The organism is Candidatus Poriferisodalis sp. (assembly GCF_965214215.1).
In the GTDB taxonomy this organism is placed as follows: Bacteria; Actinomycetota; Acidimicrobiia; order Acidimicrobiales; family Poriferisodalaceae; genus Poriferisodalis.
In genome coordinates, this window is sequence record NZ_CBDCBD010000003.1 from 1,652,050 (window position 1) to 1,673,803 (window position 21,754).

Here is a 21,754-nt window from a genome sequence, read left to right on the forward strand (position 1 = left end):
GTGGGCTCTTCTTTGTGGACATGGACGTCGAAGCCGTGAGGTGGGATGACGTAAAGGCCGTTCTCAGGACAATGCCGCCGGCCACGCTGAGCGACGCATCGCAGGTAGTCATAAGGAGTCCGAGACTTCGGTGGCGAGGCTCGAGCGAATCGATATCGGTAGTCGGATCGGAGTGGCCGTCGACGATGGATGACATGGCCTTGAGCGTCCAGTCTGCGCTCGCTGATCATGGATTGTCGGCCGTCGCAGTCGGCGCCGTCGAGTTGCCGATTGGCGCGGATGCCGAAACAAGCGCGGGCGTGTCGAACGAGGTGCTTGCCCGATGCCGTGCGGTGGAACTTGATGCCTTGCTGCAGTCTGGGAATGCGATCTGGAGACCAAGCAAGTATCACTACCGCCTCCCGTCGGGCCACCACACCGGCACGTTCGTGCGCATTGCAGACGTGTTTCGTGATCATCGGGCCGCCTCAGCCCTCGCGAGCTGGCTATATGGCTGTCTCAGCGAGAACATCGCCGTGGTGGCCGACTCGGGGACGTTGATGCCGATCGCGCAGCATCTCGATCATGTGCTTCGACTCGCCGCGAGGGCAACCGGAGAGTTCGTTCCGCGCGGCATTGCCGCAATGGAAACGCTCGATTCATATCCACTCAGCCGGTTCGAGTACTTGGAGCGCTTTTCGGCATTCGAGGAACTCACCGTGCTAGCGCTTCTGTCGGTGAGTTCGACAGGCCGGACCTATCGCATGCTTCGAGACACGTTGCTTGAGACGGCCGGCGAGAACTGGCGTGCAGAGTGTTTGGTGTCGCGTGGCGAGACCCAGGCACTGTCGGTCCCGCAACACGACGCGCGGGGGCGACAAGCGCCGTGGCTGGCCCTCGGCGAGACGGCGCCGTTTCTTGCCTGGCCGGATTCCTGTGTCGAGTGCCAGCAGGTCGACCGGCCCCGGGTTGTCGAGATCGACCCCCGGTCCTTTGCCGCAATGGTGTTGCCTCAGCCCACGCGCATCATGCCCGACATCCAGGCAGGACGACGCAACGCAAGCCTGTTCGAGGTGTATCAGAAGCACTCCACGCCGCCAAACGAAGCGTCTACTAGCGGTGCGCGTCACGGCGTGTGCCTCACGGACGCCGAGGCCAGCCCGGCGGCCGCATCACCGCGGTTGCGGCTGCCGTATCGAGGCGTGCGCTTCGGAATGGACACGCTTCTCGGTGACCCCATAACGACCCGGGAGCTCGTCGAGAGGCGGATCCATGAACTGGAGGAGTTGCCGGTACGGGATCGAGACCGGCAGGAGATAGCTGAAGCTCTTCAGGCAGTTCGGGACGGGCAGCCGACGGCCGCGGTCTGCGCCCGGGAGCATCTCCCACTCTTTCGACCAGTCGATGGGGACGACGACGCGGCGAGGGACCAAGTGTTGACGATCGCTCAGTCGGTGTGTCCCACCGTGGAGTCTGTACTCGTTGACGATGAGTTCAATGCGATGGACCCGTGCGCGAGCGCGGAGGCCGCCTTGCTCCTCGTGGCGCCCGGGGTGCGGAGCGGTGCGACGCTGCAGCAGCTCGTGGTGCGCGTACAGAACGCGTACCGGGAACTTGGTACGCCGCCCGAGATGCACGGACTTGTCATACACGCGCATCCTGCTGACCGACAGACGTGGCGGGCGCTGAGGAACACGTTCCGTGGTCGGAGCGGTGCCGCACGGCTGCTGGCTTTGTGGCTGACCTACTTGCCCCGGACATCTCCGTTTGAGGACGAGTTCAGGGTTCTAAACCAGGTTCAAGATGAATGGCTCGGTGGCACGATCGACGGCACAGGCTTGTTGTGGCAAGAGCGGCTCACTTGGCTTGAACCTGATGCCAACGCCGTCGGATTGCCGCAGAGCCCGCTCTGGAGCCCTGAGCCGCAGAAACTGCGTCTGACGTCGCTCTACGGCAACTTGGACGATCGGCATGTGCTTGTCGCGGTGGGAGCTGCAATGCAGGCGGCACTGCTTCGGCGCACGGACGAGGAGGTGCCGGAGTGGGTGAGATTCGATCTGCCAAATGCATTTCGTTCCTACTTCGACGGGATCATCCACGCGTCGATCCTGCGCTGGACGGAGCCAGCGCGCGCCTGGTGGGGTGTTGATGACAACGAGTGCGAGGCGCTCATCGGAGAGCTCAAGGGTCGCTCCGATGACGACTGGAAGTTTCTGTTGCCTGAGCTCCTGCTGTCCGCGGCCCAAGGCAAAGTTCCCCAAGTAGGCGTAGACGCGTTGCTCGTGGAGGCGCGCACGCAATTGGACAACAATTCCTGGCCTCTCGAAGTTCTGCGCTTCGTCGAGCTTGGGCGCATCCTCGTCGACAATCTGGTGCCAGTGCCCGCAGACGACGGCGATGCTGCTGATTCAGAATCGAACGGTTGACACGGCGTTCAGGCTCCGAACAGCAGTGGATCGTGGTTCTCAGTCGGCTCGTCGCCTGAGGCCCGTCGGGCTGCCGGGGACCCCTCGGGCGACGGCTCGCGAGGCCACGGGGCGGGTGCCGGCCATGGTGCCGGCTCGACACGCGACGCCCAAGCGGGCTCGGCGTATGCCGGCTCAGGACTCGGTGCGGTCGCGGGCGCCGTCGGTGCCGGCATCGCTGCGGGTGTCGCAGTCGCCGCGCCTACGAGCGGCGCGTGCTCGAGCGTCGTGGGCTGTGCTGCGGGCCTCAGCACGACTGCGCTCTCGTAGTCGTCGAAAGCGGACTGCGAGACCGACTCGAGCCGCCTGAGGGGCCACACAGCGGGCCACATCAGCCGGAATCCGATATTGGCCAAGCCGGCGGCGGTCACCAGATCGCCCAGCGTGATGACGTCTTTCAGTGGTGCGAGAGGGATCGCACTGCCCAGCCATGCGGCGATCGTCGCGTCGTTGGACCACCGGCGTGCCGCACCGAGCAGCACGCGGTCGAGTCCTTCGAAGTCGATGATCCCTGCGGCCACGACAGCGCCTTCGCTCACCGGCAGGTAACCGTTCAACAGGAGCACGCCGAGGTTTGCTGCGATGCCGATCGCAGCGACGCTTGCGCCGGTGATGTGCCGGTTGAGCAGGCAGACGGCGAGCAGCAACGCCAGCGAGATGCCGAGCGCGAACCTTCCCGCGAGCATGTTGGTGTCGAGTCCGACAGCGAGCGACAGCACTGCTCCCAGGGCCAGGACGGGCCAGTAGTGGACTTGCACTACACGGAGCCTGCTGAAGATCTCGCGCGGCGTGCCGCCCGTGACCAGAGCGACAGCAAACCCGAGGCCAAGTCCGATGATGGTCGCGAGCACGATGAGGAACACCGTCTGCCGACAGTACCGGTAGGCGCGCGAACGTTCGGGGATTTCACAGACATCACTGTGGCGCGCCATGAGCGGGCGCAGCGGCAGCTGCGAGCACACCTGCCGGCTCGCGCGGTTAGCTTGGCGCCGGCCGTGAGCCCGAGACTTCTAGAGGAGCAACGACGTGCTGGACGTTCGAGCAGAGCTGACCGCCACCGTGTGGAAAGTGGTCGCCGAGGTGGGTACCACCGTCGCCGAGGGCGACGAATTGCTCATCCTCGAGTCCATGAAGATGGAGATTCCGGTCACGGCGCCCGAGGACGGCACGCTGGCCGAGATACATGTGGCTGAAGGCGACTCCGTGGCTGAAGGCGATGTGCTCGCGGTGGTCGCTACGTCGTAAGTGCTGGTGCCCGCACCGTCGGGAGACGGTGCGCCTGCACCTTGCGCAAGGCCTGTGGCGAGCCCACCCGTAGCCTTGATGCTCCGTGGGAGCTGCCGTTTCCTTCGAGGGCGTCGTGGCCCTGTTGGACCGCTTTCCCGCATTAGCGGGAGTGGACCTCAGCGTGCAAGCCGGCGAGATGGTCTGCCTGCGAGGTCCCAACGGCGCGGGCAAGAGCACGTTGCTGCGGGCATGTGCGGGACTTGTGCCCGTGCGGGGCGCGCGAGCCGAGGTGCTGGGTTTCGACCTGCGAGCTGATCGTCGCTCGGTACGGCGTCACGTCGGATTGCTGGGACATCGGGCGCCGCTGTACGGCGATCTGAGGGTCGACGATCAGGTGCGTCACTGCGCCGAACTGCATATTGCCGCTCCTGCCGAGGTGTCAGCAGCGGTCGAACGATTCGGGATCGGCGGCCGGCTTGGCGCCGTGGCGATTCGGCGACTGTCCGAAGGTCAGCAACGGCGCGTCGCGCTGGCGTGCCTGACCATTGCGCGCCCGCGGCTGTGGTTGCTCGACGAGCCCCATGCCGGGCTCGACAGCTCGAACCGGGACGCGCTCGACGATCTGCTGGCCGATGCCGTCACGGCGGGCGCCACGGTGATGTTCGCGACTCACGAAGTGGGCCGACCCGGAGTTTCGGCGGCTCGCCAGGTACTGCTGGGCGGCGGCCGCGTCGAGACGGATTCGCCCACGACGCCCGCGACCGGTGCGAAGCAAAGGTGCGGATAGGTGAACGTTGACGTTGTCGCACCCGTTGTCTCCCGCTCTTGTTCACTCGCGCTCACGGGCCGCTCGGGCCACGGCTTCGCCTCTCGGCTCAGCCTCTGACGATGTTGCGTGAGATCTGGCTCGTCTGCCGCAAGGACTTGACCATCGAGTGGCGAGCCCGCGTCACCCTCGTCCAGATCGTTCCGACTGTGTTGCTCGTGCTGGTGGTCTTCGCATTCGCATTTGACGCGAATCCGTCGCTGCTGGGTGCCGGTGCCGGCGGTCTGTTCTGGGTGGCGGTGCTCTTCGGGGCAGTGCTCGGCGCGAAGCGCAGCTTCGATGTCGAAGCCGAAGGCGGAAACCTCGACGCCTTGCGCCTCGGCGGGCTCGCGCCTGCGTCCATCCTGTGGGGCAAGTCAGCAGCCTTGGCGCTCCAATCGATGGTGATCGGCATCTTCGCGGCCGCAGGTCTGCTGGTGCTCTTCTCGGTGACGGTCGAGGACTGGCTCCTCATGGTGGTTGCGGGATGTTGCGGCATCGCTGCGTTCGCGATCTGCGGCACGCTGTACGGGGTGATGACGGTAGGTCTGCGGTCGGCGGATACCCTGCTCCCGCTGCTGCTGATCCCGGTGGCAGCACCGGTGCTCTTGGCCGGAACCCGGGCGTTCGACGTGGCGCTCGGGACCAGCGCCGACCAAGGCTGGAGCTGGACAGCACTGCTGGCGGTGGTGCTGGTTACCTACATCGCAGTGGGCTGGGCGGCGGCCGGACCGCTGCTGGAGGACGCCTGAGCCATGACCATTGTCAGCAGGCGCAGCGAGCAGGGTCACTGTCGATGACCGGCAGCCTGGCGACCAGGGTGCTGGGTGCCGTCGCGCTGGCAGCGGCAGCGGTGATGGCGATCTTGGCTCTGTGGATCTCGCCTGCCGACGAAGTGCAGGGCGACGCCGTTCGGCTGATGTACGTGCACGTGCCGTCCATCTGGGTGGCGTACGGGAGCTTCGTGCTGACTGCGTTCGCCAGCGCACGTGTCCTGCGGCGAACCCGCAGCGGGGCCGGTGGTTCGCAGGGAGTGATCGCGGACCGCCAGGCGCGCCACTGGGACCGCGTGGCCGGCGCCGCTGCCGAGCTCGGTGTGATCTTCACTGCGCTCACCCTGATGACCGGCTCACTGTGGGGGAAGGTGACCTGGGGCGCCTACTGGCAGTGGGATGCCCGATTGACCACCACCGTGCTGCTGTTCGTGACCTACCTGGGGTACTTGGCGCTGCGCCGGCTCCCGGCCGAGTCGCGCTCGCGTGCGCGCCGTTCGGCGGTCATGGCGCTCATCGCGGTCGTCAATCTGCCCATCGTCCACTATTCCGTGGACTGGTGGCGCACGCTGCATCAAGAGGCCAGCTTGGAACTCGGGCCCGGGGGTGCCCGCAACTACACCGGTGAGATGTACTGGACGCTGTTGTATTCCTGGGCCACCTTCACGGTGGTGGCGCTGTGGATCGGCATTCACCGCTACCGGGTGCTGCGCCTCGAAGAGCTCGCCGAAGAAGCAGCCCTCGAAGAGTTGCTTGCAGCACGCCGGGCCGAATACGAAAGCGCAGGCCCCCGATCCACGGGCCAAGAGAGCAGCGACCACGCCGAACAGGTGACGAGCCGATGACCCACGCAGCAAACGTGCTCAGCGGCTACGTGCTGGCAACGATCGCCGTGTTGGGATACGCCTCATGGGTAGTGCGCCGCGGCCGCGTCCTTGGACGCGGTCTCGGCGTCGATCGAAGCGCGCCTCGCGAGAATTCGGACCCGGCATCCATCGAGCCATGAGCGACCTCAGCCCCCGGCACCCGCTGGAATCAGCGCCTGATCGTGCGGCGGTGCGCCAGCAGATGGGGCGCCGGCGCAAGGCCATGATCGGTGCCTTCGTGTTGCTGCTGCTCATCGCGGGCGGCGCGGCAACTGTTGCCGGCCTGCGCAACGCCACCTTGTTCTTCCGCAATGCCGATGAGGCAATCGGGGAGCGGGTCGAACTGGGCGACCGCCGCTTTCGGTTGCAGGGACGGGTCGTGCCGTCCTCGGTAGCGGTCGACAGCGGTGTGACGACCTTTGAAGTGATTCACAACTGTGCGTCGGTCTCGGTGCGCCATTCGGTTGATCCTCCGGACCTGTTCGAGTCGCCCTGGATTCCGGTGGTGCTCGAAGGCCGCTGGGTGCGCGGTGATGTGGTGACGGTTGCCGGCCGCGACACGCACTTCTTCTCGAGCGACAACATGCTCGTGAAGCACACCAATGAGTACGTAGCAGCGAATGAGGATCGCATCGCTGACCCTGACGAGCCACCCGAGGGTTTCCTCGACGACTGTCCATTCGAGGTGCCCCGGCTGTGATTGCCGTGCTGGGCACGCTCGGCGTGGCCGTCGGCCTTGTCAGCGCGCTCGGCGGCGCCGGAACGCTGGTTGCAGCGAGAGTGCTCGACCAGCCCGAACGCTGCCGCCAGGCACTCGCGTGGATTGCGGCCATGGCCGCGGGCTGCGCGCTCGCCGTCGGGGCGATGGAGTTCGCGCTGCTCAGCGACGACTTCTCGCTCGCCTACGTTGCGCGCAACTCCACGATCGCCACGCCGCTCATCTACAAGATCGCGACGCTGTGGGGCGCGCTCGAAGGGTCCATCTTGCTGTGGGCACTGGTGCTGTGCGGCTACGTGAGCGCGGCAGCGTGGCGATTCCGCGGCCGGACCGCAGACCCGACGGTGGCGTGGGCGCTGGCAGTGATGCTGATCGTGTGCGTCTTCTTCTTCGCGCTGCTCGCCGGCCCGGCGAACCCGTTCGCCACGCTGGCTGACCCACCCCCCGATGGCGGCGGCTTGAACCCGCTGCTGCGCAACCACCCGTTGATGGCGATTCACCCGGTGATGCTGTACCTCGGCTACGTCGGATTCACCGTGCCGTTCGGGTTCGCCGTCGCCGCGCTCGTCACGGGGAAGTTCGACAGTCACTGGCTGGCCGATACGCGCCGCTGGACGCTCGTGGCGTGGGGCAGCCTGGGCGCGGGAATCCTGCTGGGTGCCTGGTGGTCCTATGAGGTCTTGGGCTGGGGCGGTTACTGGGCGTGGGATCCCGTCGAGAACGCTTCGTTGCTGCCGTGGCTGACGGCCACCGCATTCGTGCATTCGCTCATCACCCAGCAGCGCCGTCAGATGCTGCGGGTATGGAATCTGTCGCTGCTCATCATCACGTTCGCGTTGACCATCTTCGGCACGTTCCTCACCCGTTCAGGCGTGCTCGAATCAGTCCACGAGTTCAGCGAGTCCTCGCTCGGACCGATCTTGTTGGGGTTCTTCGCAGCGATCGTGGTCACGGGCGTCGTGCTGGTGGCGTGGCGCGGCGAGGCGCTGCGAAATCCCGCCAGCCTGAGGTCCATCTGGTCGCGGGAGGGATCCTTCCTGGGAAACAACCTGATCTTTGCCGTGGCGGCCTTCGTGGTGATGCTCGGCACGGTCTTCCCGCTCCTGGCCGAGGCTGTCTCGCAGGAGCGATTGGCCGTCGGTCGGCCGTACTTCGACCGGATGCTCGCACCGGTGGGCATCGCGCTGCTCGGTCTCATGGCGCTGTCGCCGGCGCTGAATTGGCGCGGCACGCCGGCTGAGCTCCGCTCGAAGCGGCTCTTGTGGCCTGCGGCGGCAGGGGCGCTGACCATGGTCGTGTCGGTATCCGCAGGAGCACATGGCTTGTGGCAAGTGCTGGCGCTGGGCTTGGGCGGCTTCGTGATCGGCAGCGCGGTGCGGCTGCTGTGGCTGGGGGTGCGACGCAATGGCTGGCGCGGCCTGCTTGGCCGCACCGGCGGCGGCATGATCGCCCACATCGGCGTCGGCGTGATCGCTTTCGGCTTCATCGCATCGAGCGCCTACGGCTCTGAAGGCGAGTTCACGCTGTCACCGGGTGAGTCGGGCGTGGTGGCAGGCCACCAGGTCACCTACCTCGGCCTGACCGACGGGATCTCCGACGGCAACCGGGTCGTGCGTGTGCGCGTCGACGTCGAAGGCCGCGGCGTGTTCGAGCCCGCCGTGACGCGCTTCGCCGAGTTCGGCCAGCCGATCTCGACACCGTCGGTGGCGACGAGCCTGATTGACGACGTGTATCTCTCGCTCGCCTCCATTCCTGATGAGGGCAGCGACGAGGTGGCGCTGCGTGTGCTCATTAAGCCGCTCGTGGCATGGATGTGGCTCGGTGGTGCTGTGCTCGTGCTGGGCATCGCCGCGGCACTGGTGCCGATCCGCATCGGGGCACGCGACCGGGTCCGTCGTCGTGCCAGCAGCGCCGTGGGTGCCACAGGTTCCGCGGGCGTGCATGCCGACGACCATCACGACACTCGCTTGAATGCTGGTGCCGTCGAGGATCGAGCGGATGCGGCGGCGGGGCAGCGCGGCCCGTGACTCCGCCCTCCGCCGATCCGTCGAGTGGTGATCTGCCGGCGCCGTCCGGCGGCGACCCGAACACCCGGGCTCGGCGGGGTCATGGGTGGGTGCGTGCAGCCGCGGTGCTGGTCGGGCTGGCAGCGGCAGGCCTGATCGCAGTCCTCGCGACGCAGGACACCGACAGCGGCGGCATCCGCGCTGCCAGTCCGCTCATCGGCGAACTGGTGCCGCCCTTGCGCGGCGAGCTCATCTGGCCGCCTGCGTCGTTCCTCGATGCTGGCGGTGCGCACGCCTTGCCCGGGGTACGGATCGGTCCAGATGATGTCGCGCGCTTCGATATCGACACGGCATCCCCCCGGTGGGTGCTCGTCAACTTTTTCGCATCGTGGTGCGTGCCGTGCGAGCGCGAACACCCGGCGCTCGCCGAGTGGGCGGCTCGGCATTCCTACGACGGCGTCGTGGTTGCTGTCCCGTTTGGGGATCGGACCGAGGACGCGGTGGCGTTCTACGAGCGTCTCGGCGGTGACTGGTCGGTGGTCGACGATCCAGACTCCCGCTGGGCCGTCGAGTTCGGGGTGCTGCGTCCGCCCGAGTCGTTCCTGATCACGCCCGACGGAATCGTGGCAGCTCGCTGGCAGGGTCAGATCAGCGCGGAAGATCCCGATGCTGTCATTGAACTGCTGCTGGGCACTGCGAGCGGGGACGCCTCGCCGCAGCCCGGGTCGTGAACGCGCCATGAGCGTCTCGGGGGAGGCCTCGCCTGCTGTTCCGACCGAGCCGACGGAGCCGACGGAGCCGACTGCTCCGGCTTCTGGGACGGGCGATGGCACGGGAATGCGACGAATCGGCTGGCTCGTCGTCGCTGCCGTGGCGATCGTCGCCGGTGTGCTGGCCGCGACGGCGTCGCGCCCGCCGGCGACAGAGGCCGAGCGCGCCTACGAGCTGAAGCAGGCCACGCTGTGTCCGGTCTGCGACGGCCAGAGCGTGCTCGAGTCGAATGCGCCCGCAGCAGCGGCCATGCGCCGGCAGATCGACCTGTGGGTCGATGCAGGACGCAGCGACTCCCAGATCCGGGCCGACCTTGCCGCGGCCTACGGCGACGACGTGAACGCCTTGCCGCCGGGGCAGGGGATCGGCACGCTGGTGTGGGCGCTCCCGGTGGCCGCGTTCGCCGCGGCTGGGGCTGGGCTGTGGGCCGCGACCCGTCGCTGGAAGCTGCGGGCCGCCGCCGCGGGCGCACCAGACGACGGCGCCGATTCCCGTTCGAGCGGCGCAAGGCCCAGCGTGGACAGCGATGCCGAACCTGGTCTGGTCGATGATCGCTCTGGCAGTCGTTCAGCGGCAGGAATTTCCGGTGGCGAACCACGCACGCGACCAGCGCGCCTCGTCTCCGTCGCCACCGTCGCCGCCTTGTTGCTGGTGGGTGCGCTGGCTGGCGTTGTGGTGGCGCGCTCGGCCGGGCTGCGCCTGTCGGGCGAAACCCTCTCGGGTGATATCGACCGTTCGGCTCGCTCGCTGCTCGTCGACGCCCAGCGCCAGTTCGCTGCGAACCAGCTCGACGAGTCCCGCGCCACGCTGGAAGAAATCTTCCGGCTCGACCGTGACCTGCGCGGCGCGCTCGTGCTGTCGGCTCGCCTGCATCTGCGCCACTGCGAATCGCTGTCGGCTCAGGACGGGTCGGGTTCCGGCGAGACAGCCGATGCCCCTGCGGCCGGCTGCGACCTGCAGTCGGCTCTCGTGGACCTCGACCGAGTGCTGGCCGATGATCCCAGCGACACCGAGGCACTGGCCCTGCGCGGCTGGCTGCTGGTGCGCATCCCCGACCGCGAGCTGGTCGCAGCAGGCATCGCGTCGCTCGATGCCGCAGTGGCACTCGAACCCGGCGAGTTCGACCCGTGGGTGTTCCGCGGCTACACGGCCCGTTTCATCGAACGGGATCTGTCCGCCGCCATCGGCTATTACCAGGCGGCGCTCCAGCGCGACCCGCCGCCCGCCATGGCTGCCGCCCTCGAGAGCGCGATCGCCGAGATGGAGTCCGAACAAGGCCCCCAAGAGTCGTCAGGTTCTGCCAACTAGCCCATGTTCGGCCGAACCGGCTCCGCCGCCTGCGGGCGGCGGCAGTACCGGCAGTAGCGTGCGAGGCGAGCGGCAGATGCGGCTGCAACGCCGGTGCAGCCACTACGCGGCAATCGATCGCAACCGGCCAGGGGCACCCAGTGAAGGGCAAGCGTCGAGGGTCTGCCGCCAACGGCGGTCCAGTCAAGGTCACCGACCAGCAGCTGGCGGCCGCAGTGGTAGATGTGATCGATCCCGAGCTACGCCGACCCATCGGCCAGATGGGCATGCTGAGGGCCGCGGCCGTCGCCGGACGCGCTGGCCAGGTGCTCGTCGCCCTGCCGTCGCGCGACTGGCCTGCGGCTGGGCACGTCTCGCACGCTGTCAGCGAGGCGGGGCGCACGCTTGACGGCATCGACGACGTGGTCGTCGAGTTCACGGTGATGGACGAGGCTGAGCAGTCGGCATTGCGGGCCCAGCTCATCGGCGATCCTGCGGCATCCGCCGGCACACACGAAGGCCACGGCCACGCCGAAGGCCGCGAGGTGCCGTTCGCCCAGGCCGGGAACAAGACCCGCGTGCTGCTCGTGGCGAGCGGCAAGGGCGGCGTCGGCAAGTCCAGCGTGACGGTGAACCTCGCGATAGCGTTGGCCCAGCGTGGCACCCGCACCGCCGTCATCGACGCCGACGTGTGGGGCTTTTCCATTCCGCGGATGCTGGGCGTGAGCCGTCCGCCCACCGTGATCGACCAGATGGTCGTGCCCACCGAGGCGCATGGCGTGCGGTGCATGTCGATGGGCTTCTTCGCCCGCGAGGACCAACCGGTGATCTGGCGTGGCCCGATGCTGCACAAGGCGCTCGAGCAGTTCCTGACCGACGTCTTCTGGGACGAGCCCGACCACCTCCTCATCGATCTTCCCCCTGGAACCGGCGACATCTCGCTCTCGCTGGCGCAGTTCCTTCCTCGTTCTGAGCTGCTGGTGGTGACCACGCCGCAGCCCGCCGCTCAGAAGGTGGCCCAGCGCGCCGCCCACATGGCTGGGCGCGTCAACTTGCAGGTGAGAGCGGTCATCGAGAACATGAGCTGGTTCACCGGAGACGACGGCAAGCGCTACGAGCTGTTCGGTTCCGGCGGCGGGCAAGCGCTCGCCGACGAGCTGGAGGTGCCGTTGCTCGGCCAGGTGCCCCTGGTGCCGCAACTGCGCGCAGGCGGAGACGAGGGCATGCCGATCACCGCGGTCGATCCAAACAGTGATACCGCCGGAGTCTTCAGGGACATGGCGCGTCTGCTCTGCGAGGAGCATCTGCCCACTCGGCGCTACAACGAGGGGCTGAAGCTGCTGTGAGCGCCGTGCTCGCGTCGTCCACTCGGTCATCGGCGCTGGCAAGGTGCCCGGGAGCGGGATCATGAGCGTCGCTTCAGCGGCGCCGGCGTCGGCGCCGATCGGGACGCTCGACGAAATCCAGTTCGACAATCGCTTCACCGCAGCGTTGCCTGCGGATCCCGAGCGCGACAACTTCCGTCGCCAGGTTGCGGGCGCCTGCTACTCGCGGGTAGCGCCTACCGCTACGCCTGCGCCCCGGCTGCTTGCGCACAGCGCGGAGATGATGGAACGGCTCGGGTTCGAGACGAGACTGCTCGAAGACCCGCAGTTTGCCGCGGTATTCGGCGGCAGCGTCGTGCTCGACGGCATGGACCCCCACGCCCACTGCTACGGCGGCCACCAGTTCGGCAACTGGGCTGGCCAGCTCGGCGACGGCAGGGCAATCGCGCTCGGCGAGGTGGTTGACACGCTCGGCCAGCACCAGACTCTCCAGCTCAAGGGCGCCGGACCCACGCCCTACTCGCGCACCGCTGACGGCTTGGCGGTACTGCGCAGTTCGGTGCGCGAATTCCTCTGCAGTGAGGCCATGGCACACCTCGGCGTGCCCACCACCCGGGCGCTCAGCCTGGTGGCGACCGGCGACATGGTCATGCGCGACATGCTCTATGACGGCAACCGTGCGCCAGAGCCCGGGGCGGTGGTGTGCCGGGTGGCGCCCTCATTCGTTCGATTCGGCAACTTCCAGATCTTCGCCTCGCGCGGCGAGATCGAGACGCTGCGCACGCTGGCCGACTTCGTCATCGATGCCGACTTCGCCCACCTGGCGGCCGAACGGGCACCGGACCGCTACGTGCGGTTCTTCGACGAGGTCGTCCGAACGACTGCGGACATGGTGTGCGAATGGCTGCGGGTCGGTTTCGTCCACGGTGTGATGAACACCGACAACATGTCGATCCTGGGTCTCACGATCGACTATGGCCCCTATGGCTGGCTCGACGACTACGACCCCGACTGGACCCCGAACACGACCGATGCGACCCACCGCCGTTACCGCTTCGGCACCCAGCCGGCCGTCGCGCAGTGGAACCTGATGCAGCTCGCCAATGCGCTGTACCCGCTGGTCGGCGAGGCCGAGCCGCTGCAGGCGGCCCTCGACGGCTACGTGCCCTATTTCGAGCAGCAGTGGTCGGCGATGATGGCCGCCAAGCTCGGCCTGCCGGGGCTGGAGACCGAGACCGACCGCGAGCTGGCAACCGACGTGCTGGAGGTGCTGCGGCTGGTCGAAACCGACATGACGGTGTTCTGGCGACGGCTCGCGACGGTCGACACCTCCGACGGCGTCGAACCGGCCGATCGCATCGCCCCGCTGGCAGACGCCTACTACCGGCCCGCCGAGGTCACCGCTGAGCACCGCTCAGCCACGAGCGAATTCGTCGAGCGCTATGCCGAGCGGTTGCGAGAGCTGGCCATCGCGGACACCGCCCGGGCCGAGGCGATGAATCGGGTCAATCCCAAGTACGTGCTGCGGAACTATCTGGCCCAGCTCGCCATCGACAGCGCGACCGAGGGCCGGCCTGAAGCCATCGGCGAGCTGCTCGACGTCATGCGCCGCCCCTACGACGAACAGCCCGAGCGGGAGTCCTACGCGGCGCTGCGACCCGACTGGGCACGCACCAGAGTCGGCTGCAGCCAGCTCTCCTGCAGCTCCTGAGCGGACGCGCTAGCGCGCTGAGTGCTGGTCAGTTCTTGAGAGTCCCTTCCAGGTCGGCGCTACGACCAGGTGGCAGATGCGGCTCTCCGCCCGTTCGATGCCGGCAGAGACCTCCGCGTCGCCGATGAGCGCCGCCGATTACCGTGAACTAACGAACACCGACACGCCGCCCATGCAAAAGAAGAAGGTTCAAATGTGGGCGTGGGCACCGACCGTTCTCTTGCTCATCGTGCTGCCCAATCTCATGGAATCGCTCAATGTGTCTCGGTGGTTCTTGACCGCCCCTGCTGCGGCCGTTACGGGCTGCATCGTGATTTACGTATGGGTCAAAGATCGCCGTAAGGCGTCGAAGGAGGCAGTAATCCGGCGCCGGGCCGATGAGTCCCGCCAACTACCCTGACACCATGAGCGCCCGCGCTGAGACGATGACCGCGCCGAAAGAGAAAAGCAATAGTCGACGCTGGATGCTTATCTTTTGGGCGGGGGTCGTGGTGCTCAACGTCGCACATCGGCTCCTGGAATGGCAGAATGTGTCTCGCTGGGTTTTGACCGTCCCTTTTACGGCCGTTGCCTGCTGCATCGTGGTCTACAGATTGCTCAAGCGCCGCCGTGAGGCGGCACGGGATGCGGCGATCCGAGGCTGAGGGTCGGCGCTCGACGTAGGGGAACGCACCGGCGCCGGTCGTCGTCATTCACGCCGGAGCGGCCGCTGGAGCATCGTGGTGGTGGTGCGTCCGCCGTCAAGTCTCGACGCCGGCAACCGACCGGATCGCATGGCGGACCGGGGAGGCGCTCGCCTGCGCAAGACCCAAGATGAATCAGTTCGTCGCGTCCCCTTGGGCGTTGATGCGCTGTTCGCAACAGCGGTCAGGCGATTGTGCGCAGCGGGATCTGCACGACGGCCTCGGATCCCGGCGGCGGCCTTCGGCGCCGGACTTCGAAAGTGCCGCCGAGGTCAGACCCGCACAGCGCGCGGACAATCGAGGTGCCCAGCCCGCCTGAGCGCTGGGAGTCGTAGCCCTCTGGAATGCCGACGCCGTCGTCGCGCACGACCATCGACAGCAGATCGGTCGACGGTCGGGAGATCTCGACCTCGACGCGGCCGATGGGGCTCTCGGCAAGTCCGGGCACCGCCTCGAGCGCGTGGTCCTCGATCTCCCACAGCTGGGGAAACGCATGGTCGACAGCGTTCTGCAACAGCTCGTTGAGCACTACTGCCAGCGATGTTGCAGTCTGCGATCGCAGCATCCCCGCTTCGCAGGAGACGGCGAATTCGATGGGCCGTTCGGGGAAGGTGATGCTCTGGCGCATTGTCTCGGTGAGCGTCTCAGCCACGTCGCAGAAATCGACGTCGTCGGTCGTCTCGGCCGACAGCGTCTGATGCACGAGTGCGATGGCCCGGATGCGACGTACAGCCTCATCGAGGGCCCGGTTCGCTTCGCGTGACTCCAAGCGACGGGCTTGGATGCGCAGCAGCGATGAGACTGTCTGCAGGTTGTTGGTCACCCGGTGGTGAATCTCACGGATGGTGGCGTCCTTGGAGAGGAGCAACCGGTCGCGGCGTCGCAACTCGGTGACGTCGCGCATCAGCACCAGGGCATTGCGCACCGGGGTGTCGGTGAGCGGCAGCGCCTGCAGCTGCACCGTCACCGACTGGTGCTCGACCTCGCCCACCACCGGAATGCCGCCACTGATCGCCCGTCCCACCACGTCGGGTCCCAATTCGAGATCGCGGACGCGACGACCTTGCACGTTGCCGCCGACGCCGATGCGGTGCAGCGCACTGACAGCATTCGGCGACGCGAATCCGATACGCGTCGTCTCGTCGGTGAGGAACAACCCGTCGCCGACCCGCGGCGCCTCCTCGTTGGTGATGTCGGCACCCCGATACGGAAACGAACCTGCGGCGACCATGCGCGCCAGGCGGCCAAACGTTGCGATGTAGGTGCGCTCGAGCTCGCCGGGATCTCGGATGTCGGTGAAGCGCGGCGTCACCTCGCCGCTCATCACGGCGATCGTCACACCGTCGAATGTCACCGGCACCGCGGTGATGCGCGCACGTCGGTCGCCGGGCACGCGCAAACCTTCACCCGTGACGATCACTCCCCGAGCGAAGGCCTCCGACACCAATGGCCGTTCGCTCGCAGCAACACACAGCCCGATGTGATCGTCGCGGTACAGCGTGCGTCCGGTCGTCGGCCGGATCTGGCCGATCACCGTCAGCGGAGTCTCTTTGCCCAGTCGACGCCACGGACGGGGGGCGCCGTCCTCATCGTTCGAGTCAGGGCCAGCGACCTCGTCGGGCAGCTCGTCCAGCGCCGTCACCTGGCCAGGCACGAACAGCAGCAAGTCGGAGAATGACAGGTCAGCCAACAACGACCACCACGCCATGAGATGCCGGAGATGGCGGCGCGGACCGTCAGCAGAGTTGTCGCGCTCGCTGGCTGCGGGCAGCGGCCGGTCGGCGGGCGCCCGCATTCGATGATCAGTCCGCTGCGAAGCCGATGCGCCGATCGCCAGCCGGACCCAACTCAAGGAAGGCGAGCTTGTCGATGGGCACGCCGACCCGGCGCCCGCTGCGATCGGTCAGCCACAGCACCGACGCATCTCCGGCCAGCGCGCCTTCGAGAGATGCCGCTGCATCTTCAGCAGCATCGTCTTCGATCTCGACGCTGAGCTCGCGACCGCCGTGAGTGATGCCGATCCGGATGTCCATAGCCGCAGGCTACCGGTGGTGCTTGCTGCAATCGCCAAGCCCCGCCGAGCCAGTGATATTCAGCCATCCGCCTCGGGTGGACCTTGATGTGCGGCCAGCAGGTCGCAGATTGCCCGCAAAGCCGCTAGCAGGCGTTCTCGCACCCAGGCCGACATCGTGATGCATCGCTATGTAGACATATATGGTCACAACATGTCGACAGAGTCCAACACTCAAGCCCGACCTTCCCGGGCCCGATCGGAGTCTTCTGGTCGCGTCGCCTTGGGCTACGCGCGCGTCTCGACCGCTGAGCAGGCCCTCAGCGGGCTGGGGATCGCTGCGCAGCGAACCGCCATCGACGGCTGGGCCGCGAGCTGTCTCCACGACGTCACCGTCGAGCATCACGAAGAGGATGGGACGAGCGGGATGGTGGCCCCGGCGGATCGGCCCGTTCTCAGTCTGCTGTTAGAACGGCTGGCCGACGCCGAAGACCCCGCCAGCGCGCTCGTGGTATCGGGGCTCGACCGGCTGGGGCGCAACGCCATTGATGTGCTCGGCCTTTTGGATCGGGCGGAGCGGGAACGCTGGTCCGTGGTGCTGCTCGACGTGAAGCTTGACACGACGACGCCGATTGGGCGCTTGGCCGCGACCGTGCTGGCTGCCGCAGCCCGCATGGAACGGGATAACACCTCCGAACGTACCCGCAAAGCTCTGGCAGAGCGAGCCGCAGCTGGGGCACGGCTGGGCCGCCCCGTCAGCAAGGAGACACGGGCCGCGGCGCTGCGCGTCGAAGAACTGGCCGCCGACGGGCGCTCGCTGCGAGCAATCGCGGATGAGCTCACCGCGGAGGGCTGGCCCCGCGCCACAGGCGACCGACAGCGGCCCTGGAACGCACTGGCCGTCAGTCGAGCGCTGCGCAGCCTGCAGCTCGACCGCGAGGCAGCCGCCAAGGCCGCCGCAGCCAAGCGACGAATCAACTGACCGCGACACACCTTCGCCGAGGGCGCCATCCCATGGCACTCGCCGGCGCAGCGCTGCCGTACCTCGAAGACGACCTCCTCAGCGGCCCGCTCGCCACGTTCCTCCAGCGATGCTCCCGTGACGACATCGGCCTGCTCGACGCCGCAGCCACCCGCAGCGTCTGGGAGGCGCCGATACAGCAGTCCGGCGAACCCTGCACGATGCTGCTTGAAGACTCTCAGAACCTGTCGCGCGAAGTCAGATGCAGCACACGAGCGCGTTCTCGTATGTTGAGCGCCGACGCTCAGCCTCGGATCGCAGCTTCCCTCGCCGCCACGCGGCGACGGTTGACCAATGCGTAAATCAGGATGCAGCCCGTAATGGCCGCCGAGGGTGCCCACAGCACCCACCAAGACCAGTCCGTGGCCTGTTGCGCGACGTTGGCCAGCAGGACCGCCGCTATAAGACCGGGCGTCCAAATCCGACCACGGTTTTTCTTCTTCGGGTTCGGTGTAGGCGTCATCTCATGGTCTGTGTTCATGGGTTCAGGACCGCCTCACGGCGGCGCAGCTCACGCCTCTGGTAATACATCATCCCCAGAGCCGAGGCCGCCAAGAGAAACAGCACCGCGACATGCGCCATGCCGTCAATCCTTTGGGCCAAGGAGGCCGACAGAAAGCCAGTCGTGAAGACCACAGCCAACCGCAAGCCGCGCCTGTTTTGTTTCGGCGCCTCGGCTCCCGTGTCGGTGCTCACGGTGTCACGGTAGCTGCGGCTCATCATTTGCACCAGTCCGTGTTCGCCACGTGCGGGCTGGTCGCGCACGTGTAAAGGCGGTGCATCTCTTTCCATTCCGCCCGCTCCTCGGCAGTCAACGTCCCAGCGTCCTTCTTGGCTTGAATCTCTTGGCTCTTGCGGACCATTTGGCCCTTCGTCGGCACCTCGTCGGTGTCGTCGGCGGGCGCTGGCCGCGGGTCGTTGGGCTGCTGGCCGTCGGAGTCGCTGTCGGAGTCGCTGTCGTCGATGGAAAGATCAATCCAAGTGACGCCGACCGTGCATCCGAGGTCGGCGGCACGCTTGGAGATTTTCGCAGCTCACAACAGCCACCGGCGAACACCGAACAGCCAACGGCCGCCAGCCGTCGAGGTCAGCAGCCGAGCGCGTTCCCGTATGTCGAGCGCCGACGCTCAGCCTCGGATCGCCGCCTCCCGTACCGCCTCACGGCGTTCCTGCCTGCGGAAACGCGTATACGACACGATCCCGTAGACCGCCCACGCTGCCAGCAGAACCCACCCCGGGACGCCGATGCTCATCGCGCCCAAAGCTGCCAAGGACGTCACACCGCCGCGCCCCATGATGGCGAGAAACAGCTTGAAGGAAGACCTCGGGCCAGGCGGGCCGTAGCCGCCCTGAGCGACCCAGGCATCCCACAAGGAAGACCTCGGGGCGGGCGAGTCGCTGTGCTCTGCCGTGCTCATGGTGTCAAGGTAGTTGAGGCTCATCGGCCCAGCGCCGCACAGGCGTTGGCCCAGCCCTGGGCGCAGCCGTACTCGTTCTGAATCCTCGTCAGCTCGTCTTTGGTGATCTCGCCCTTACCGCGCCGCCACTTAGCCTCGGCATCCCTCACATCACCAAGGGTCGGCGGGCCGTCGGTGCCGTCGCTGTCGTCGCTGTCGTCGGTGTCCTGGCGGGAGCTCCGCAGCCCTACGTCACACTTCCACTGCGCTTCTATGCGCTTGCGTTGTGCGTCGGTCACGTCGCCAGCTTCGTTCTTTTTCACCACCTCGTTCCACTCGGCGGTGCTGATCTTGCCGTCACCGTCAGTGTCGGGGTCATAGCTGCCGTCGGTGCCGTCGTCGTTCTCGTCGCTGGCGTCGGGGTTCCTAATGAGGCGGACGACTATGGCCGTGGCGGTGACGGTGACCGCAAAGTTGCATGTTCTATCCAAGTAACTCTTTGCAGCTGGAGTTCTGAGCCACTGGACCCAACCCGCTGCTGCCGCGCCGCCTGTGGCGACGGTGGTCTTACCGGCTGCGTAGACCAAAATACCGCACCCCAGCATTGCCGCCGTAACTTCGATGGCTGCTTGGCCCTCCGGGGGGGGATCTTGCCCCAGAGATCTTCGATTGCTCGGACGATCTCCTCGCCACCCGCCGCCCTTATCTCGGCTCGCGCCACAGCGTTCTCGCCGTTGGCTTCGTTGATCGCTTCCCACATGGCTCGGGCTTTGCTCAGCGCCGCTGAGGTGCCGGTACTGAACAGATCGCCGATCTGATTCAGGCGGGCGGCCAGACTGTCGGGCGCGTCGTTCTCGCGGCAATTCTGCGCACCGTGGGCACCGGTCTCTGTTTGCCCTTCGGGGCAGTGCGAGTCGTCATGGCGATGGCAAGCGGATTCGCTCTTGTTATCGCCTATGGGGTGCCTGTGGCGCTCGTAGGACCTCAGGGGGCCTTGGTACGACGAGCACGGCTTGATGTTGTTGGTGCTGGTGCCGCCGCCTTCGCCGCCTTCGTCGTCGGTGTCGTCGTCGTCATCGTCGCCGCCGTTGTTGGTGTCGTCGTCATCGTCGCCGCCGTTGTTGGTGCTGGTGCCGCCGCCGTCGTCGTCGCTGTCGGTGTCGTCGGTGTCGGTGTCGTCGGTGTCGGTGTCGGTCCCTCCGCCGTCGTCATCGCCGCCGCTGTCGCCGGTTTTCTTGTTGTCGGATGGGATGGGGTAGCAGTCCGGGAAGGTGCCGGTGGTGCCTGCGCCGCAGTTCTGGTTGGCGGGCGGGATGGGGTAGCAGTTCGGATAAGTGCCGGTCATGCCTGCGCCGCAACTGTGGGTGTGGGCGACGGTGACGGTCTCGGTCCAGCACTGGCGGCCTGCGAAGGGGTCATAGGAGCAGCGCTGCTTGGTGGTGGTCTGGCTGTGCGCTGCTGCGGGCTGGGCGGCCACGGCGAGCGTGGACGCGGCGACGAGCAGCGCCAGCAGTGCTGCGAGGCCGTTCGGGAACGGCTGCTATACGAACGTATAGCGAACTACAAGAAACCGCCTCTGAACTGCGGTTTTGCTGGCTGAGAACGGCTCTGACGGGTGTCGTCGAGGCTCAGCATCTGGGCCGACGGCTCGCGATGGGCTGCGGGCAGGCCGCCAGATTCACTGAGATACAGCGGGGATTGCCAGCCGCAGCACATCGGGCACCCACTCGAGCCGGAGTTCGTCGACAGCGCCTAGGTGATCACCGTCAATCTGGTGTCCGAACGGGCTGATACCTGTCACGGTGAGCTCGCGCACATCGTCGATGCGCTGCACCACGTTCGGATCCGTGTCGCTCAGGTTTCCTTTTGCGCGAAAGACCGCCGAGAGCACATCGAGCGAGTCGGCGACTCGAAGCGACCGCAGCCCGACGACGGACAGCCCGGTGCGAAGCGTTGCTGCGGGGGCGATTCGAACCGGGCGGCTGCCTAGGAACGTGTACGGGTCGGTGTTGGCGACCACCACGAGAAAGCAGCCGTCAATGGCCGCCATTGCGGGTGCCGTCGTTGCGACCCTCAGCGTCCCGGTCTGCCGGTCGTAGCGGCGCAGCAGCGTGTCGATGCCGGCGAGCAGGAACAGCGGGTGGCCGAGGTATCGCTTGAGCGTTGGGTGGCGCTCGACGCGCTCCACGATCGCTGCGTCGAGTCCCATACCGCAGTGGAACAAGAAGTAGCGACCCGACGTGCGACCCAGCCCTGCCGAGGTGATGCTGTCGGCCTCGAGCGCATCGAGAACTGCTTCTGTTGCCACGAGCGGGTCGTCAGGAGTCCCGATCGTCCGGGCGAACACGTTGGTGGAACCGCCTGGCAATGCGGCGAGCACACAGTCTGTGCCGGCGACACCGTTGGCCGCTTCGTTGAGCGTGCCGTCGCCGCCCAGCACCACGACTGCGTCGGTGCCGGTCGTCGCCGCCCCGCGTGCGAGGCGGGCGGCGTGGCCGCGCCGGTTGGTGAAAGCCACCTCGGTGTCGTGACGCTGCGAGAGCGCCGTGTGGATCAGCACGCGCGTCCGGGCGGTGGTCGACGAGGCGGAGTCGTTGACCAGCAGGAGGACACGCACCGCTCAAGTCTCGCCCCGACGCGAGCCTGCGAGCGCCATCAGACAATTGGTGTGGCAACGAGGCTCTGAGTTGGCAGGTTGCTCGCCCCGAC

The 21,754-nt window shown here is 67.0% G+C and carries 24 protein-coding genes; 16 read left to right on the forward strand and 8 right to left on the reverse strand.

Annotated elements, in window-relative coordinates; translation table 11 throughout:
• The first annotated feature begins 194 nt into the window (after positions 1–194).
• Positions 195–2,405, forward strand: a complete 2,211-nt coding sequence (locus tag ACOOF5_RS09835; RefSeq protein WP_420438637.1) for a hypothetical protein — start codon at positions 195–197, stop codon at positions 2,403–2,405.
• Between the two features lie 8 nt (positions 2,406–2,413).
• Here ACOOF5_RS09835 and ACOOF5_RS09840 read toward each other — a convergent pair whose 3' ends face one another.
• Complete coding sequence (locus tag ACOOF5_RS09840) at positions 2,414–3,307, reverse strand: DUF5317 family protein (RefSeq protein ID WP_420438639.1); 894 nt, start codon at positions 3,305–3,307, stop codon at positions 2,414–2,416.
• A gap of 163 nt (positions 3,308–3,470) precedes the next feature.
• On the opposite strand from ACOOF5_RS09840, the gene ACOOF5_RS09845 reads away from it, so the two are divergent.
• The 13 genes from ACOOF5_RS09845 to ACOOF5_RS09905 all read left to right on the forward strand — a co-directional run bounded on the left by ACOOF5_RS09845 (position 3,471) and on the right by ACOOF5_RS09905 (position 14,577).
• The gene (locus tag ACOOF5_RS09845) at positions 3,471–3,689 is read left to right on the forward strand and encodes a biotin/lipoyl-binding carrier protein (protein WP_420438641.1); all 219 of its coding nucleotides are present in this window, start codon (positions 3,471–3,473) and stop codon (positions 3,687–3,689) included.
• Positions 3,690–3,774: 85 nt separating this feature from the next.
• Entirely contained in the window at positions 3,775–4,458 is a 684-nt protein-coding gene (locus tag ACOOF5_RS09850) for an ATP-binding cassette domain-containing protein (protein WP_420438643.1), read from the forward strand.
• A gap of 101 nt (positions 4,459–4,559) precedes the next feature.
• Positions 4,560–5,228, forward strand: coding sequence for a heme exporter protein CcmB (locus ACOOF5_RS09855; RefSeq protein WP_420438645.1), 669 nt, complete (start codon positions 4,560–4,562; stop codon positions 5,226–5,228).
• Positions 5,229–5,272: 44 nt separating this feature from the next.
• Positions 5,273–6,094, forward strand: coding sequence for a cytochrome c biogenesis protein CcsA (ccsA, locus tag ACOOF5_RS09860; RefSeq protein ID WP_420438647.1), 822 nt, complete (start codon positions 5,273–5,275; stop codon positions 6,092–6,094).
• Positions 6,091–6,255 carry a hypothetical protein gene (locus ACOOF5_RS09865; RefSeq protein WP_420438649.1) on the forward strand — a complete coding sequence of 55 codons (165 nt, stop codon included), beginning with the start codon at positions 6,091–6,093 and terminating at the stop codon, positions 6,253–6,255. Before ccsA ends, ACOOF5_RS09865 begins: the two co-directional genes overlap by 4 nt.
• Entirely contained in the window at positions 6,252–6,815 is a 564-nt protein-coding gene (locus ACOOF5_RS09870; RefSeq protein ID WP_420438651.1) for a cytochrome c maturation protein CcmE, read from the forward strand. The genes ACOOF5_RS09865 and ACOOF5_RS09870 overlap by 4 nt, the downstream gene beginning before the upstream one ends.
• Complete coding sequence (locus ACOOF5_RS09875; protein ID WP_420438653.1) at positions 6,812–8,860, forward strand: heme lyase CcmF/NrfE family subunit; 2,049 nt, start codon at positions 6,812–6,814, stop codon at positions 8,858–8,860. The genes ACOOF5_RS09870 and ACOOF5_RS09875 overlap by 4 nt, the downstream gene beginning before the upstream one ends.
• Positions 8,857–9,570, forward strand: coding sequence for a TlpA family protein disulfide reductase (locus ACOOF5_RS09880; RefSeq protein ID WP_420438655.1), 714 nt, complete (start codon positions 8,857–8,859; stop codon positions 9,568–9,570). Before ACOOF5_RS09875 ends, ACOOF5_RS09880 begins: the two co-directional genes overlap by 4 nt.
• A gap of 106 nt (positions 9,571–9,676) precedes the next feature.
• Positions 9,677–10,918 carry a cytochrome c-type biogenesis protein CcmH gene (locus tag ACOOF5_RS09885; RefSeq protein ID WP_420438657.1) on the forward strand — a complete coding sequence of 414 codons (1,242 nt, stop codon included), beginning with the start codon at positions 9,677–9,679 and terminating at the stop codon, positions 10,916–10,918.
• 140 nt (positions 10,919–11,058) lie between these two features.
• On the forward strand, positions 11,059–12,243 hold the full coding sequence (locus ACOOF5_RS09890; protein ID WP_420438659.1) for an Mrp/NBP35 family ATP-binding protein: 1,185 nt from the start codon (positions 11,059–11,061) through the stop codon (positions 12,241–12,243).
• A 61-nt stretch (positions 12,244–12,304) separates the two neighbouring features.
• Positions 12,305–13,933, forward strand: a complete 1,629-nt coding sequence (locus tag ACOOF5_RS09895) for a protein adenylyltransferase SelO (protein ID WP_420438661.1) — start codon at positions 12,305–12,307, stop codon at positions 13,931–13,933.
• A gap of 76 nt (positions 13,934–14,009) precedes the next feature.
• A complete protein-coding gene (locus ACOOF5_RS09900; protein WP_420438663.1) occupies positions 14,010–14,333 on the forward strand; it encodes a hypothetical protein in 324 nt (107 codons plus the stop codon).
• Between the two features lie 4 nt (positions 14,334–14,337).
• Entirely contained in the window at positions 14,338–14,577 is a 240-nt protein-coding gene (locus tag ACOOF5_RS09905; RefSeq protein ID WP_420438665.1) for a hypothetical protein, read from the forward strand.
• A gap of 223 nt (positions 14,578–14,800) precedes the next feature.
• Here ACOOF5_RS09905 and ACOOF5_RS09910 read toward each other — a convergent pair whose 3' ends face one another.
• Both ACOOF5_RS09910 and ACOOF5_RS09915 read right to left on the reverse strand, forming a co-directional pair.
• A complete protein-coding gene (locus tag ACOOF5_RS09910; RefSeq protein ID WP_420438667.1) occupies positions 14,801–16,411 on the reverse strand; it encodes a sensor histidine kinase in 1,611 nt (536 codons plus the stop codon).
• Between the two features lie 7 nt (positions 16,412–16,418).
• The gene (locus tag ACOOF5_RS09915) at positions 16,419–16,649 is read right to left on the reverse strand and encodes a DUF3107 domain-containing protein (protein WP_420438669.1); all 231 of its coding nucleotides are present in this window, start codon (positions 16,647–16,649) and stop codon (positions 16,419–16,421) included.
• A gap of 192 nt (positions 16,650–16,841) precedes the next feature.
• Between ACOOF5_RS09915 and ACOOF5_RS09920 the strand changes: the two genes are divergently transcribed.
• The gene (locus tag ACOOF5_RS09920) at positions 16,842–17,609 is read left to right on the forward strand and encodes a recombinase family protein (protein WP_420438671.1); all 768 of its coding nucleotides are present in this window, start codon (positions 16,842–16,844) and stop codon (positions 17,607–17,609) included.
• A 32-nt stretch (positions 17,610–17,641) separates the two neighbouring features.
• A complete protein-coding gene (locus ACOOF5_RS09925) occupies positions 17,642–17,950 on the forward strand; it encodes a hypothetical protein (RefSeq protein WP_420438673.1) in 309 nt (102 codons plus the stop codon).
• A gap of 175 nt (positions 17,951–18,125) precedes the next feature.
• On the opposite strand, the gene ACOOF5_RS09930 is transcribed toward ACOOF5_RS09925, so the two are convergent.
• The 5 genes from ACOOF5_RS09930 to ACOOF5_RS09950 all read right to left on the reverse strand — a co-directional run bounded on the left by ACOOF5_RS09930 (position 18,126) and on the right by ACOOF5_RS09950 (position 21,662).
• Positions 18,126–18,344, reverse strand: a complete 219-nt coding sequence (locus ACOOF5_RS09930; RefSeq protein WP_420438675.1) for a hypothetical protein — start codon at positions 18,342–18,344, stop codon at positions 18,126–18,128.
• 431 nt (positions 18,345–18,775) lie between these two features.
• Positions 18,776–19,066 (reverse strand): hypothetical protein, encoded by a 291-nt coding sequence (locus ACOOF5_RS09935; RefSeq protein ID WP_420438677.1) that lies wholly within the window; start codon positions 19,064–19,066, stop codon positions 18,776–18,778.
• A gap of 20 nt (positions 19,067–19,086) precedes the next feature.
• Positions 19,087–19,536 carry a hypothetical protein gene (locus ACOOF5_RS09940; protein WP_420438679.1) on the reverse strand — a complete coding sequence of 150 codons (450 nt, stop codon included), beginning with the start codon at positions 19,534–19,536 and terminating at the stop codon, positions 19,087–19,089.
• The gene (locus ACOOF5_RS09945) at positions 19,488–20,522 is read right to left on the reverse strand and encodes a hypothetical protein (protein WP_420438681.1); all 1,035 of its coding nucleotides are present in this window, start codon (positions 20,520–20,522) and stop codon (positions 19,488–19,490) included. The genes ACOOF5_RS09940 and ACOOF5_RS09945 overlap by 49 nt, the downstream gene beginning before the upstream one ends.
• A gap of 201 nt (positions 20,523–20,723) precedes the next feature.
• Positions 20,724–21,662 carry a diacylglycerol/lipid kinase family protein gene (locus ACOOF5_RS09950; protein WP_420438683.1) on the reverse strand — a complete coding sequence of 313 codons (939 nt, stop codon included), beginning with the start codon at positions 21,660–21,662 and terminating at the stop codon, positions 20,724–20,726.
• Positions 21,663–21,754: the final 92 nt, after the last annotated feature.